This is a genomic window from Rouxiella sp. T17 (assembly GCF_036663475.1).
Lineage (GTDB): Bacteria > Pseudomonadota > Gammaproteobacteria > Enterobacterales > Enterobacteriaceae > Rouxiella.
On the sequence record NZ_JAWUEA010000036.1, the window covers coordinates 12389 to 27536 of the forward strand.

The 15148-nt window shown below is 52.8% G+C and carries 12 protein-coding genes; all 12 read left to right on the forward strand.

Going from position 1 to position 15148, the window contains the following annotated elements; genetic code table 11:
• Positions 1-79: 79 nt before the first annotated feature.
• The 12 genes from ispU to accA all read left to right on the forward strand — a co-directional run bounded on the left by ispU (position 80) and on the right by accA (position 15066).
• On the forward strand, positions 80-838 hold the full coding sequence (gene ispU, locus SC206_RS15170) for a (2E,6E)-farnesyl-diphosphate-specific ditrans,polycis-undecaprenyl-diphosphate synthase (protein ID WP_332738300.1): 759 nt from the start codon (positions 80-82) through the stop codon (positions 836-838).
• Positions 839-847: 9 nt separating this feature from the next.
• On the forward strand, positions 848-1696 hold the full coding sequence (gene cdsA / locus SC206_RS15175; RefSeq protein WP_332738302.1) for a phosphatidate cytidylyltransferase: 849 nt from the start codon (positions 848-850) through the stop codon (positions 1694-1696).
• Positions 1697-1736: 40 nt separating this feature from the next.
• Positions 1737-3092: a sigma E protease regulator RseP gene (gene rseP, locus SC206_RS15180; RefSeq protein WP_332738304.1), complete on the forward strand. Its 1356-nt coding sequence runs from the start codon at positions 1737-1739 to the stop codon at positions 3090-3092.
• A gap of 35 nt (positions 3093-3127) precedes the next feature.
• Positions 3128-5551, forward strand: coding sequence for an outer membrane protein assembly factor BamA (gene bamA / locus SC206_RS15185; protein WP_332738306.1), 2424 nt, complete (start codon positions 3128-3130; stop codon positions 5549-5551).
• 168 nt (positions 5552-5719) lie between these two features.
• Complete coding sequence (skp, locus tag SC206_RS15190) at positions 5720-6220, forward strand: molecular chaperone Skp (protein ID WP_332738308.1); 501 nt, start codon at positions 5720-5722, stop codon at positions 6218-6220.
• A 2-nt stretch (positions 6221-6222) separates the two neighbouring features.
• A complete protein-coding gene (gene lpxD, locus SC206_RS15195) occupies positions 6223-7245 on the forward strand; it encodes a UDP-3-O-(3-hydroxymyristoyl)glucosamine N-acyltransferase (protein WP_332738310.1) in 1023 nt (340 codons plus the stop codon).
• Positions 7246-7416: 171 nt separating this feature from the next.
• Positions 7417-7902, forward strand: a complete 486-nt coding sequence (fabZ, locus tag SC206_RS15200) for a 3-hydroxyacyl-ACP dehydratase FabZ (protein ID WP_332738312.1) — start codon at positions 7417-7419, stop codon at positions 7900-7902.
• A gap of 3 nt (positions 7903-7905) precedes the next feature.
• Positions 7906-8694, forward strand: coding sequence for an acyl-ACP--UDP-N-acetylglucosamine O-acyltransferase (gene lpxA, locus SC206_RS15205; protein WP_332738314.1), 789 nt, complete (start codon positions 7906-7908; stop codon positions 8692-8694).
• 57 nt (positions 8695-8751) lie between these two features.
• Positions 8752-9900: a lipid-A-disaccharide synthase gene (gene lpxB / locus SC206_RS15210; RefSeq protein WP_332738316.1), complete on the forward strand. Its 1149-nt coding sequence runs from the start codon at positions 8752-8754 to the stop codon at positions 9898-9900.
• Positions 9897-10496 carry a ribonuclease HII gene (rnhB, locus tag SC206_RS15215; RefSeq protein WP_332738318.1) on the forward strand — a complete coding sequence of 200 codons (600 nt, stop codon included), beginning with the start codon at positions 9897-9899 and terminating at the stop codon, positions 10494-10496. The genes lpxB and rnhB overlap by 4 nt, the downstream gene beginning before the upstream one ends.
• Before the next feature lie 115 nt (positions 10497-10611).
• Positions 10612-14094, forward strand: coding sequence for a DNA polymerase III subunit alpha (gene dnaE / locus SC206_RS15220; RefSeq protein ID WP_332738320.1), 3483 nt, complete (start codon positions 10612-10614; stop codon positions 14092-14094).
• 12 nt (positions 14095-14106) lie between these two features.
• Positions 14107-15066 (forward strand): acetyl-CoA carboxylase carboxyl transferase subunit alpha, encoded by a 960-nt coding sequence (gene accA / locus SC206_RS15225; protein ID WP_332738322.1) that lies wholly within the window; start codon positions 14107-14109, stop codon positions 15064-15066.
• Positions 15067-15148: the final 82 nt, after the last annotated feature.

A 15148-nucleotide genomic window follows, 5' to 3' on the forward strand; every position in this document is an offset into this window, starting at 1 on the left:
GCAGGGGTTTCATCATGCACGCGAAAACAAGTTACCCAATGACGTCGTTAATTCAAGCTGAAGGAAAAGAGTACGAGTTATGTCGCTCGAGAATCAACAAATGACTGATACAACTTGTCTGCTACCGCGCCATGTCGCCATTATCATGGATGGAAACGGCCGCTGGGCGAAACGTCAGGGAAAAATGCGTGTCTTCGGTCATAAAGCGGGAGTCAAATCCGTACGCAAAGCCGTAAGCTTTGCTGCAAGCCATCAACTAGATGCGCTCACGCTTTATGCCTTCAGCAGTGAGAACTGGAATCGACCGATTCAGGAAGTCTCAGCGCTGATGCAGCTGTTCGTTCGCGCGCTGGATAGCGAAGTAAAAAGCCTGCATAAGCATAACGTCCGCCTGCGGATTATCGGCGATCTCAGCCGTTTCAGTCCGCGTTTGCAGGACATGATCCGCCGTTCCGAGACGTTAACTCAGCATAACGATGGGCTGACGCTAAACATTGCTGCCAATTATGGTGGTCGTTGGGATATTATTCAGGGCGTAAAGAAGCTGGCAGGCCAGATCGAAGCTGGTACACTGCGAGCGGACCAAATCACGGAAGAGGCTTTAGGTGCTTCAGTCTGTATGAGTGAGCTGGCGCCTGTTGACCTGGTGATCAGAACCGGTGGAGAACATCGTATCAGTAACTTCCTGCTGTGGCAGATTGCCTACGCAGAGCTCTATTTTACTGACGTCCTCTGGCCTGATTTTGATGAAAATGTCTTTGAAGGTGCGCTGAATGCTTTTGCACAACGCGAGCGACGCTTCGGCGGAACGACACCTATCGGCGCCAATGCGTCCTAGGGAGAACTTTTGCTGAAGTATCGCATCATTACAGCTTTAATTTTGATTCCTATTGTTATTGCTGCACTTTTTTTACTGCCGCCGGTCGGTTTTGCCGTCGTTACTATTGTGGTTTGCATGCTGGCCGCGTGGGAATGGGGGCAGTTTGCCGGATTTAAAGCGCGTACCCAGCGTGTATGGCTGGCGATTATCTGCGGATTTATATTAACCGCCATGATGTTAAGCCTGCCCGCGTATCAGCAGTCGGTGCATCTGGTGCAGATTAGCGGCTCGCTCTGGGCATCGCTGGCCTGGTGGATAGTCGCGTTCCTGCTGGTTATTGCCTATCCCGGTTCTGCCGCGCTGTGGCGCAGTTCGCGCACGCTCAAACTGCTCTTTGGGTTGTTGACCATCGTGCCGTTCTTTTGGGGCATGCTGGCGCTGCGTCTTTATGGCTATGCCGAAAACCACTACAACGGTGCCTGGTGGCTGTTGTATGTCATGCTGCTGGTATGGGGCGCAGATTCAGGCGCTTACCTGTTCGGCAAGCTGTTCGGCAAACACAAGCTCGCGCCGAAAGTCTCACCGGGTAAAACCTGGGAAGGCCTGATTGGCGGCCTGCTGACGTCGGCCCTGATCTCCTGGCTGTTTGGCCGTTACGCGCCATTGAACGTGGTGCCTGCAACGCTGCTGATTTGCTCGATTGTCGCGGCGCTGGCTTCGGTACTCGGTGACTTGACCGAAAGCATGTTCAAACGCGAAGCCGGAATAAAAGACAGTGGTAATCTCATACCTGGCCACGGTGGGATCATGGATCGCATCGATAGCCTCACTGCTGCGGTGCCGGTTTTTGCCTGCTTGATGCTGTTAGTGTATTAACCTCTCTGCCAGCGGCAGTCTTTAAGGAATAGTTGGGATTATGATGAACGTACTCTGGAGCCTGGCCGCCTTTATTGTTGCATTGGGGGTGCTTATCACCGTGCACGAATTTGGCCATTTCTGGGTCGCTCGTCGTTGTGGTGTGTACGTTGAACGTTTCTCTGTCGGTTTCGGTAAGGCGCTATATCGCCGTACCGACAAGCACGGAACCGAATTCGTACTGGCTCTGATCCCGCTGGGCGGCTACGTCAAGATGCTCGATGAGCGCGTCGAGGCCGTCGCCCCTGAACTCCGCAATCAGTCCTTCAATAATAAAACCGTCTGGCAGCGCGCCGCGATTATCAGCGCGGGACCTATCGCCAACTTCATCTTTGCCGTTTTTGCCTACTGGCTGGTGTTCATTATCGGCGTGCCGAGCGTGCGTCCGGTTATCGGTGAAATCACGCCACATTCCGTCGCCGCGCAGTCCAATATTTCGGCCGGTATGGAACTTAAGTCCGTTGCCGGTATCGAAACGCCTGATTGGGATGCCGTTCGCATGGCCCTGCTTGGCGAAATCGGCGATGCAAAAACGACTATTGGTATCGCGCCGTTTGGTTCGACTCAGGTAGTTGAAAAGCAAGTCGATCTTGCTGAATGGAAGTTTAATCCAGAGAAGCAGGATCCGGTTGTTGCCCTCGGGATTATCCCGCGCGGGCCGCAGATAGAGCCTGTCATGGCGCAGATTCAGGCCGACTCCGCCGCGCAGAAGGCGGGTTTGCAAGCGGGTGACAGGATAGTTAAAGTTGATGGTCAGGTTTTGGTAAGTTGGCGAGCATTTGCCATTCAGGTACGCGATAATCCGGGCAAACCGATGGCGCTTGAAGTTGAACGCAACGGTCAGCCGGTGAACTTAACGCTAATACCGGACACTAAATCAGTGGGAAAAGGACAGGCGCAGGGTTTTGCCGGCGTGGTGCCCAAAATTATCCCGCTGCCTGACGAGTACAAAACGATTCGCCAATATGGGCCGTTCGTCGCGTTTTATGAAGCCGGGGATAAAACCTGGCAACTGATGAAATTAACGGTCAATATGCTGGGCAAATTAATAACCGGCGATGTGAAGCTGAACAATCTGAGTGGTCCTATTTCCATTGCACAGGGTGCAGGATTGTCAGCTGAATACGGATTTGTGTACTACCTGATGTTTTTGGCATTGATAAGTGTCAATCTCGGTATTATCAATCTGTTCCCATTACCGGTGTTAGATGGTGGCCACCTGCTGTTTCTGGCAATAGAAAAGCTCAAGGGTGGGCCAGTTTCCGAGCGAGTTCAGGACTTCAGTTACCGCATTGGCTCTATTTTGCTGGTGTTGTTGATGGGGCTTGCACTTTTCAATGATTTCTCCCGTCTTTAATGGCGGAGATTAGGTTAGGAAGACGCATAACAACGATGGCGATCAAAAAGTTGCTCATAGCGTCGCTGCTGTTTGGCAGCGCGACCGTATACGGTGCAGATGGATTCGTAGTGAGAGATATTCATTTCGAAGGTCTGCAACGCGTTGCCGTCGGTGCGGCGTTACTCAATATGCCGGTACGCGTAGGGGATACGGTTACCGAGGATGATATCAGTAATACCATTCGTGCCCTGTTTGCCACTGGCAACTTCGAGGACGTTCGTGTCCTGCGCGATGGTGATACGCTGCTGATTCAGGTCAAAGAGCGCCCAACTATCGCCAGCATCACCTTCTCCGGCAACAAAGCCGTGAAAGATGACATGCTGAAGCAAAACCTCGAAGCCTCTGGCGTTCGGGTTGGCGAAGCGCTTGACCGTACCGCAATTTCCAGTATTGAAAAGGGTCTGGAAGACTTCTACTACAGCGTCGGTAAATACAGCGCCTCCGTGAAAGCGGTAGTCACGCCTTTACCGCGTAACCGTGTCGATCTGAAGCTGGTGTTTACCGAAGGTAAATCCGCGCAAATTCAGCAGATTAACATCGTCGGTAACCACGCGTTCACCACTGACCAACTGGTTTCCCAGTTCCAGCTGCGTGACGAAGTGCCTTGGTGGAACCTGATTGGTGACCGTAAATATCAGAAGCAGAAGCTTTCCGGCGACCTCGAAACGCTGCGCAGCTACTACCTCGATCGCGGTTATGCCCGCTTTAACATCGACTCGACTCAGGTCAGCCTGACGCCGGATAAAAAGGGCATCTACATTACCCTGAACATCCACGAAGGCGATCAGTACAAGGTTGCCGGCGTGCAGGTTGCAGGCAACATGCAGGGGCATTCGGCCGAAATCGAAAGCCTGAGCAAAATCAACAATGGCGAGCTTTATAGCGGCGCCAAAGTGACCAAGATTGAAAACGACATCAAGGCCATGCTGGGTCGTTACGGTTACGCCTATCCAACGGTAACCACGCAGCCTGAAGTCAACGATAAAGACAAAACCGTTATTCTGCATATCAGCGTAGATGCCGGTAATCGTTACTATGTTCGTCACGTTCGCTTCGAAGGCAACGACACCAGCAAAGATAGCGTGCTGCGTCGTGAAATGCGCCAGATGGAAGGGGCATGGCTGGGCAGTGATCTGGTCGATAAAGGCAAGGAGCGTTTAAACCGCCTTGGCTATTTCGACACGGTAGACGTGGACACCCAGCGTGTTCCGGGCACCACCGATCAGGTTGACGTTGTCTATAAAGTGAAGGAGCGCAACACCGGTACCTTCAACTTTGGCGTGGGCTACGGCTCAGAAAGCGGCGTGAGCTTTACCGTTGGCGTTCAGCAGGATAACTGGTTGGGTACAGGTTATCAGGCCGGCATCACCGGAACCAAAAACGATTACCAGACCTATACCGAACTGACAGTCACCAACCCGTACTTTACGGTTGACGGCGTGAGTCTGGGCGGTCGTATCTTCTATAACGACTTTAAAGCCGACGACGCGGACCTGTCCGAGTACACCAACAAGAGTTACGGTATTGGTGGCAACCTTGGCTTCCCGGTTAACGAAAACAACTCGCTGCGCCTTGGCCTCGACTATGTCCACAATGACCTGTCGAACATGGAGCCGCAGGTATCGATGTTCCGTTACCTGAACAGCGTAGGCGTCGACCCGAAAGTGGTGGCAGGTGAAAACACCTCTGACACTGATTTCAGCGCCGACGACTTCTTCCTGACTCTGGGCTGGGGTTACAACAACCTCGACCGTGGCTTCTTCCCGACAGCGGGTAGCAAAGCCAGCCTGAGCGGAAAAGTGACCGTGCCTGGTTCGACCAACGAGTATTACAAGATTACCTTTGACGCCACCACATACGCGCCGCTTTCCGAAAGCCGTAAATGGGTGTTGATGGGACGTGCTCGCGCCGGTTACGCCGACGGTCTGGGTGGCAAGGAAGTGCCGTTCTACGACAACTTCTATGCCGGTGGTTCAAGCAGCGTCCGTGGTTTCCAGTCGAACACCATTGGTCCAAAAGCGGCTTACTATAACTGTCCTACTGGCGCGGCTTCCTATAAAGGCTGTCCAATCGATAACTCTGACGATGCGGTCGGCGGTAACGCCATGGGCCTGTTGAGTGCAGAACTTATCGTGCCAACGCCGTTTGTTGGCGACAAGTATGCCAACTCGCTGCGTACCTCCGTGTTTGTTGATGCGGGCACCGTGTGGGATACCAACTGGGAAAACACCCCGGAAACTATCGCAGCGGGCGTGCCTGACTACAGCAAGCCTGGCAATATCCGTTCATCTTCCGGTGTCGCATTGCAGTGGCAGTCGCCTTTGGGCCCTCTGTCATTCTCCTATGCGCAGCCAATCAAGAAGTACGACGGCGACAAGGCAGAACAGTTCCAGTTTAACATTGGTAAAACGTGGTAATCTGTTACCCCTATTGAGCCAAAAATAGAATCGCGAAGAGAGGGGCTGACCCTCTCTTTATCCGACGTTCCTGACGCTGTGGCCTTGCTGCTACGGCTTTGGGAACGGAAGATAAATGCGTAATACACTGTGCTGAAAGGCGCAAACGAGTAATGCAAGGAGTTTATAGTGAAAAAGTGGTTATACGCCGCAGGCCTCGGATTAGTTATGGCTGCTTCAGCTAGCGTTCAGGCTGCTGATAAAATTGGTGTTGTAAACGTTCAAGAAATTTTCCAACAAATGCCTGCTCGTGATGCTGTTGCAAAACAGCTGGAAAATGAATTCAAAGGCCGTGCAACGGCGCTGCAGGCTCAGGAAACTGCTTTGCAGTCCCAGATGCAAAATCTGCAACGCAACGCCGGTTCAATGAAAGCCGCTGACCGTGCAAAACTTGAAAAACAAGTTATGGCCAACCGCGAAGATTTCCAGTCAAAAGCACAGGCCTTTGACAATGACAATCGTAAGCGTCAGGCAGAAGAACGTAATAAAATCCTGAGCCGCATTCAGACCGCAGTGAAAACTGTTGCTGATAAAGATGGCCTGGATCTGGTTATCGATGCCAATGCTCTGGCTTATGTATCTAGCGATGCAAAAGACATCACTGACGAAGTGTCGAAGCAGGTTAAATAAGTATGGCTTCAATTCGACTGGCTGATCTCGCACAGCAGTTGGATGCACAATTGCACGGTGATGGCGATCTCGTCATCACCGGCATTGCTTCAATGCATTCCGCACACTCTGAGCAAATCACGTTTTTATCAAACAGCCGTTACCGTGAACAGTTGGCGTCCTGCCTGGCAGGCGCTGTAGTGTTGACCGAAGCGGATCTGCCCTTTTGCCAAAGCGCGGCATTAGTGGTTAAAAACCCCTATCTGACTTATGCACGCATGGCTCAGTTGCTTGATACTACGCCTGCGCCTGCACAAGATATCGCTCCGAGCGCCGTTATCTCTCCCGAGGCTAAATTGGGTCAGCAGGTATCGGTTGGCGCGAATGCAGTGATCGAATCCGGTGTTGAATTAGGCGATGGCGTGATTATTGGCGCTGGCTGTTTCATCGGAAAAAACGCAAAAATTGGTGCCGGAACGCGTATCTGGGCCAACGTTTCTATCTATCATCGGGTCGAAATCGGTCAGAAATGTCTGATTCAATCTGGCACGGTGATCGGCGCAGATGGCTTCGGTTACGCGAACGATCGCGGAAATTGGGTCAAAATTCCTCAACTGGGCACGGTACTTATCGGTGACTCGGTCGAGATTGGCGCCTGTACTACCATCGACCGTGGCGCGCTTGACGACACGCAAATTGGTAACGGTGTCATCATTGATAATCAATGTCAGATTGCACACAATGTCGTGATTGGAGACAATACGGCGGTGGCCGGTGGTGTGATTATGGCCGGTAGCCTAAAAATCGGGCGTTATTGCCAGATTGGCGGGGCCAGTGTCATAAACGGCCATATGGAAATTTGCGATAAGGCAGTCGTAACGGGAATGGGAATGGTTATGCGACCAATTACCGAACCTGGAGTATACTCCTCCGGTATTCCGTTGCAGACGAATAAAGTTTGGCGTAAGACCGCCGCGTTGGTTATGAATATCGATGAGATGAACAAACGCTTGAAAGCTGTAGAGCGTAAAATCGAACAAGACTAATTTACCAACAACTAACTACTAAAAATCAATAAGTAAGGCGCTGTTTTTGTTCTATACTGCATTGCCTTTACGATTCTTAGTCCCTATTTGCGGCCTGCACAATGCTCCTCTTTGAGGGTCACGCAGGCCGTGCTATTGATGAAATCAGTAATTTTAGACAGGACGAGTATTTTGAGCACTCCTACTCACAACGATCACGAGCAAGAAGTTAGCCTAGAAGGTTTTGGTATTGGAGAAATACTTGAGCTGCTTCCGCACCGCTTTCCTTTTTTATTGGTTGACCGCGTCATTGAATACACGCCACACAAAACGTTGCGTGCGATCAAAAATGTTTCGTTCAACGAACCGTGTTTCCAGGGACATTTCCCTAGCAAACCTATCTTCCCTGGCGTACTGATTCTTGAAGCCATGGCGCAAGCTACCGGTCTGCTGGCGTTTAAAAGCGTGGGCCGACTGGAACCGGGCGAACTGTACTACTTTGCCGGCATTGATAATGCACGTTTCAAAAGACCGGTTGTTCCAGGCGATACCATGGTTCTGGAAGTTGAATTCCAGAAAACACGCCGTGGCGTGACCTGGTTCACTGGCCGGGCTCTGGTTGATGGTCAAGTGGCATGTGAAGCCCAGATGATGTGCGCCCGTAGTCAGGAGAAATAATCCGTGATTGATAAAACCGCCTTTATTCACCCTAGCGCCGTCGTCGAAGAGGGCGCGGTAATTGGTGCTGGTGTCCACATCGGACCTTTCTGCTATATCGGCTCACAGGTCGAGATTGGCGAAGGCACCGAACTCAAGTCACACGTCGTAGTCAATGGCGTGACCAAAATTGGTCGCGACAACCGCATTTTTCAGTTCGTTTCCATTGGTGAAATCAACCAGGATCTGAAATATGCCGGTGAACCGACGCGTGTCGAAGTGGGCGATCGCAACAATATCCGTGAGAGCGTAACCATTCACCGTGGTACCGTTCAAGGCGGCGGGCTGACCAAAGTCGGTAGCGACAATCTGCTGATGGTCAACGCGCACATCGCGCATGACTGCATCGTGGGCAATCGTTGTATTCTTGCCAACAATGCGACGCTGGGCGGACACGTTCAGGTTGACGACTTCGCTATCATCGGCGGCATGACCGCGGTTCATCAGTGGTGCATCATCGGTGCGCACGTGATGGTCGGCGGCTGTTCCGGCGTAGCGCAAGACGTACCGCCTTTCGTTATCGCTCAGGGTAATCACGCGACGCCGTTCGGTATTAATATCGAAGGGCTAAAACGTCGTGGTTTCGACAAGCCGTCTCTTCACGCTATTCGCAACGCGTACAAAATTTTGTACCGCAGCGGCAAAACGCTTGAAGAGTCGCAGCCAGAAATTGCGGCTATCGCTGCCGAGTTCCCGGCGGTTAAACCGTTCAGCGATTTCTTTGCGCGTTCGACTCGCGGCATCATTCGTTAAACAGCTTTATTGATAGACGCGTGTGCCCGACCTGGCCGCCAACTGGATTGCATAAAGATGGAAAAGCCCGTTCTGACAATCGGCCTGGTTGCCGGTGAAACATCCGGCGATATTCTTGGCGCGGGGTTAATCCGGGCTTTGAAAGGCCACTATCCCGATGCCCGTTTCGTGGGAGTCGCAGGACCCCTGATGCAGGCCGAAGGCTGTGAAGCCTGGTTCGAAATGGAAGAGCTGGCGGTAATGGGCGTGGTGGAAGTGCTCGAACGTCTGCCACGCCTGTTGAAAATCCGCAAGGAACTGACGCAGCGGTTTAGCGAACTCAAGCCTGACGTTTTCGTAGGCATCGACGCCCCCGATTTCAACATTACGCTTGAAGGTCGACTTAAACAGCGCGGCATTCCCACTATTCACTACGTGAGTCCCTCGGTTTGGGCCTGGCGTCAAAAGCGCGTTTTCAAAATTGGCAAATCGACCAACATGGTCCTGGCTTTCCTGCCTTTTGAAAAAGCGTTTTACGATAAATTCAACGTGCCGTGCCGCTTTATCGGCCATACCATGGCAGATTCGATGCCGCTGGAGCCCGATAAAAAGCTGGCCCGCGAAACGCTGGGCATTCCTCTTGATGTCCATTGTTTAGCGCTGTTGCCCGGCAGTCGCAATGCCGAAGTCGAGATGCTCAGCGCCGACTTCCTGAAAACCGCGCTGCTGTTGCGCCAGCATTATCCCGATTTACATATCGTGGTGCCGCTGGTGAACGCTAAACGCCGCGAACAGTTCGAGCGAATCAAGGCGGAAATCGCCCCCGATTTGCCTGCGCACCTGCTCGACGGACAGGCGCGCAACGCGATGATCGCCAGTGACGCCGCGCTGCTCGCTTCAGGCACGGCCGCGCTGGAATGCATGCTGGCAAAATGTCCGATGGTGGTCGGCTATCGCATGAAGCCGTTTACCTACTGGCTGGCAAAACGTCTGGTGAAAACGCCTTACGTGTCATTGCCAAACCTGCTGGCCGGACGCGAAATCGTAACCGAATTACTGCAGGAAGAGTGTGTCCCCGACAAACTCTCCGTCGCGCTGCTGCCTTTGCTGGCGGGTGGCGAGAAGAGTCACGAGCTACGACAGACCTTCACGACGCTGCATGAAAGTATCCGCCGCGATGCCGACGAGCAGGCGGCGCAGGCAGTAATAGAATTGGCGAGAAAATGACAGAAATTTTTGTATATCCACAGGCAAACCTGATTGCCGGTGTTGATGAAGTAGGGCGTGGACCTTTGGTCGGCGCCGTGGTAACTGCCGCGGTGATCCTCGATCCTGCGCGGCCTATCGCCGGTCTGGCGGATTCCAAAAAGCTCAGCGAAAAACGTCGCGAGTTTTTGTATGAAGAAATAAAAGAAAAAGCGCTGGCCTGGAGTCTGGGTCGCGCCGAACCCGAAGAGATTGACCAGCTGAATATCTTGCACGCCACTATGTTGGCGATGCAAAGAGCCATCGCCGGTCTTGCCATCGTGCCTGATTTTGCTTTGATCGATGGCAATCGCTGCCCGGCGCTGCCGATGCCTTCGCTGGCCGTCGTGAAAGGCGACAGCCGCGTCGCCGAGATTAGCGCCGCGTCTATTTTGGCAAAGGTCACCCGCGACCGCGAAATGTTTGAGCTGGATAAAACCTTTCCAGCCTACGGATTTGCCAAACATAAAGGCTATCCAACCGCCGCGCATCTGGAGCAGCTTGCCCTTCATGGCGCAACGGTCCATCATCGACGTAGCTTTGCGCCGGTCAGAAAAGCGTTGGAAAACGCCTTCTAGTCGCGCGCGCTTTGCTGCCTCACCGCACTTTTAAATTATGTAAAGTGCGGCATGATGAACAGTATCGATGATTCGATTTTCATCACCTCAACACCTCTATTTCTGGTAACTGAAAATGGCTGAACCTCGTTTTATTCATTTGCGCGTACACAGCGACTATTCCATGGTTGATGGATTAGCCAAAGTCGGCCCGTTGGTGAAACGAGCGGCCGCGCTTGGCATGCCTGCGCTGGGCCTCACCGACTTCACCAACCTGTGCGGTCTGGTCAAATTTTATGGATCGGCACACGGCGCGGGCATCAAGCCGCTGATCGGTGCTGATTTCAACGTCCACAGTGAGATGCTCGGCGATGAGCTGGCGCAGCTCACCGTGTTGGCGATGAATAATCAGGGTTATCAAAACCTTACCCTGTTGATTTCCCGCGCCTACCAGCGTGGTTACGGCGCGGCAGGTCCGATTATCGACCGCGAATGGCTGGCCGAGCTTAACGAAGGGCTGCTGTTGCTTTCCGGTGCTCGTCACGGTGATATCGGTAAATTCCTGACCCGCTCGAATCAGCCGCAGGTTGAGCAGTGCGTCGAGTTTTATCAGCACTATTTCCCGAATCGCTATTATCTCGAGCTTATCCGCACGGGTCGTCCCGACGAAGAAAACTATCTGCATCAGGCGATTGCGCTGGCGGGTGACAGCGGATTGCCGGTGGTGGCCACCAATGACGTGCGTTTTCTGATTGAGAGTGATTTTGACGCCCACGAAATTCGCGTTGCGATTCACGACGGCTTTACGCTCGACGATCCAAAACGTCCAAAGAATTATACCGCGCAGCAATATTTACGCAGCGAAGAGGAGATGTGCGCGCTGTTTGCCGACATCCCCGAAGCGTTGCAAAACAGCGTCGAAATAGCCAAACGTTGTAACGTGACTATTCGTCTCGGCGAATATTTCCTGCCGCAGTTCCCGACGGGCGACATGACGACGGAAGATTTTCTGGTTGCCTGCTCCAAGAAAGGGCTGGAAGAGCGTCTGGAATTTTTATTCCCCGATCCCGCGGTTAGAGCTGAAAAACGCACAGAGTATGACGAGCGTCTCGACGTTGAGCTGCGCGTCATCAACCAGATGGGCTTTCCGGGTTACTTCCTGATTGTTATGGAGTTTATCCAGTGGTCGAAAGACAACGCCGTGCCGGTGGGGCCAGGCCGTGGGTCCGGTGCGGGTTCACTGGTGGCCTATGCGCTGAAGATTACCGATCTGGATCCGCTGGAATTTGATCTGCTTTTCGAACGTTTCCTCAATCCTGAACGTGTTTCGATGCCCGACTTTGACGTCGACTTCTGCATGGAAAAACGCGACATGGTTATCGATCACGTCGCCGAAATGTATGGTCGCGAGGCCGTATCGCAGATCATTACTTTTGGAACGATGGCAGCGAAAGCCGTAATTCGCGACGTGGGCCGCGTGTTGGGTCACCCTTACGGATTTGTCGATCGTATTTCCAAGCTGATCCCGCCGGATCCCGGCATGACGCTGGAGAAAGCCTTTGCCGCCGAGCCACAGCTGCCCGAGATTTACGAGGCCGACGAAGAGGTCAAGGCGCTGATCGACATGGCGCGAAAGCTCGAAGGTGTGACGCGTAACGCCGGTAAACACGCCGGTGGCGTGGTGATCGCGCCGACTAAAATTACCGATTTTGCGCCGCTTTACTGCGACGCAGAGGGCAAAAACCCGTTAACGCAGTTCGATAAAAATGACGTCGAATATGCGGGCTTGGTGAAGTTTGACTTCCTTGGCCTGCGAACGCTGACCATTATCGACTGGGCGCTCGGGATGATTAACGCCCGTCGCGCAAAAACGGGGCTCGAACCTCTTGATATCGCAGCGATTCCGTTAGACGATAAGAAAAGTTTCGACATGCTGCAACGCTCGGAAACCACGGCGGTTTTCCAGCTTGAATCACGCGGCATGAAAGATTTGATCAAACGTTTGAAGCCCGACAGTTTCGAAGACATGATAGCCCTAGTGGCGCTGTTCCGTCCGGGGCCGCTGCAATCGGGCATGGTAGACAACTTTATCGACCGTAAACACGGCCGCGAAGAGCTTTCCTATCCTGATATTCAGTGGCAGCATGAATCCCTGAAACCGGTGCTTGAGCCGACCTACGGCATCATCCTGTATCAAGAACAGGTTATGCAGATTGCGCAGGTGCTGGCGGGGTATTCACTCGGCGGCGCGGACATGTTGCGTCGTGCGATGGGTAAAAAGAACCCGGTCGAGATGGCCAAGCAGCGCGGCGGCTTCGAAGATGGCGCAAAATCTCGCGGTATTGACGGCGAGCTGGCGGTTAAAATCTTCGATCTGGTGGAAAAATTCGCCGGTTACGGATTTAACAAATCGCACTCGGCGGCTTACGCGCTGGTTTCCTATCAGACTTTATGGCTGAAAGCGCACTATCCTGCCGAATTCATGGCGGCCGTCATGACCGCCGATATGGACAACACCGACAAAGTGGTCGGGCTGGTCGATGAATGCTGGCGCATGGGGCTTAAAATCCTGCCGCCGGACATCAACAGCGGGTTGTACCATTTCCACGTCAATGACGAAGGCGAAATTGTCTACGGCATCGGCGCGATTAAAGGCGTGGGCGAAGGCCCGATTGAAGCAATTATTGAAGCGCGTAACGAAGGCGGCTATTTTAGAGAGCTGTTTGACTTATGTGCCCGTTCGGATACTAAAAAGCTTAACCGACGCATTCTCGAAAAGTTGATAATGTCGGGAGCATTCGACCGTCTCGGCCCGCACCGCGCGGCGTTGATGCACTCGCTGGGCGACGCGCTTAAAGCGGCCGATCAACACGCCAAGGCCGAAGCGATTGGTCAGGTGGATATGTTTGGCGTGCTGGCCGAAGCGCCCGAGCAGGTCGAAAAATCCTATGCCAACGTGCCGCGCTGGCAGGAACAAAAGGTATTGGACGGCGAACGCGAGACGCTGGGTCTCTATTTGACCGGCCATCCGATCACCCAGTATCTCAAAGAAATCGAGCGTTATGGCGGCGGCCAGCGCCTGAAAGATATGCACCCGACCGATCGGGGAAAAATGACCGTCGCAGTAGGTTTGGTGGTTGCTGCGAAGGTGATGATGACCAAGCGGGGTAACCGCATTGGCATTTGTACACTGGATGACCGGTCAGGTCGTCTTGAAGTAATGTTGTTTACCGAAGCCTTGGAAAAATTTCAGCATTTGTTGGAAAAAGACCGTATCCTGATAGCGACAGGACAGGTCAGCTTTGATGACTTCAACGGCGGGCTTAAAATGATGGCCCGTGATTTAATGGACATCAGTGAAGCGCGTGAAAAATACGCTCGTGGTCTTGCTATATCGCTGACTGACAGGCAAATTGATGACCAGCTTTTGAACCGTCTGCGCGAATCGTTGGAACCTCATCGATCGGGGACGATACCAGTGCACTTGTACTACCAGCGCGAAAACGCTCGGGCAAGGTTACGATTCGGCGCTACATGGCGTGTTACGCCAACCGATCGTCTGCTTCTCGATTTACGTTCTCTTGTCGGTACGGAACAGGTTGAACTGGAATTTGACTAAAATAGGAATGCTATGAGTCTGAATTTTCTTGATTTTGAACAGCCGATTGCGGAGCTGGAAGCGAAAATTGACTCGCTGACTGCAGTCAGTCGTCAAGACGAAAAATTAGATATTAATCTGGACGAAGAAGTAGGGCGCTTGCGTGAAAAGAGCGTTGAACTGACTCGTAAAATTTTCTCAGGTTTGGGTGCCTGGCAGGTTGCGCAGTTGGCTCGCCATCCGCGTCGTCCTTACACTCTTGATTACATCAAGCACATCTTTACTGAATTTGATGAACTTGCGGGTGATCGTGCCTATGCCGACGATAAAGCTATCGTAGGTGGCATCGCTCGTTTGGGCGAACGTGCCGTGATGATTATTGGTCATCAAAAGGGACGCGAAACCAAAGAGAAGATCCGTCGCAACTTCGGTATGCCTGCACCTGAAGGTTACCGTAAAGCGCTGCGTCTGATGGAGATGGCCGAACGCTTCAAACTGCCTATCATTACCTTCATTGACACCCCGGGTGCATACCCAGGCGTGGGCGCTGAAGAACGTGGACAGTCCGAAGCTATCGCCCGTAACCTGCGCGAAATGTCTCGTCTTAACGTACCGGTTATCTGTACCGTTATCGGCGAAGGCGGTTCGGGCGGCGCATTGGCTATCGGCGTGGGCGACAAAGTGAACATGCTGCAATACAGCACCTACTCGGTGATTTCACCGGAAGGCTGTGCGTCGATTCTGTGGAAAAGCGCAGATAAAGCGCCGCTGGCGGCCGAAGCGATGGGCATCATTGCTCCACGTTTGAAAGAGCTGAAACTGATCGACTCCGTGATCCCTGAACCTCTGGGTGGCGCGCATCGTGACGTTCCTGCCATGGCTGCCTCGCTTCGTGCGCAGCTGGAAGCAGATTTGGCCGATTTGGACGCGCTGAACAATGAAGAACTCCGCGATCGTCGTTATCAGCGTCTCATGACTTACGGCTACTGCTAATACTCTTCATCCTTCGTGATGTAACGGTGTTGAATGTAGTGAGTAAATTGAAAGGGCAGTCTTAGGACTGCCCTTTTTTATT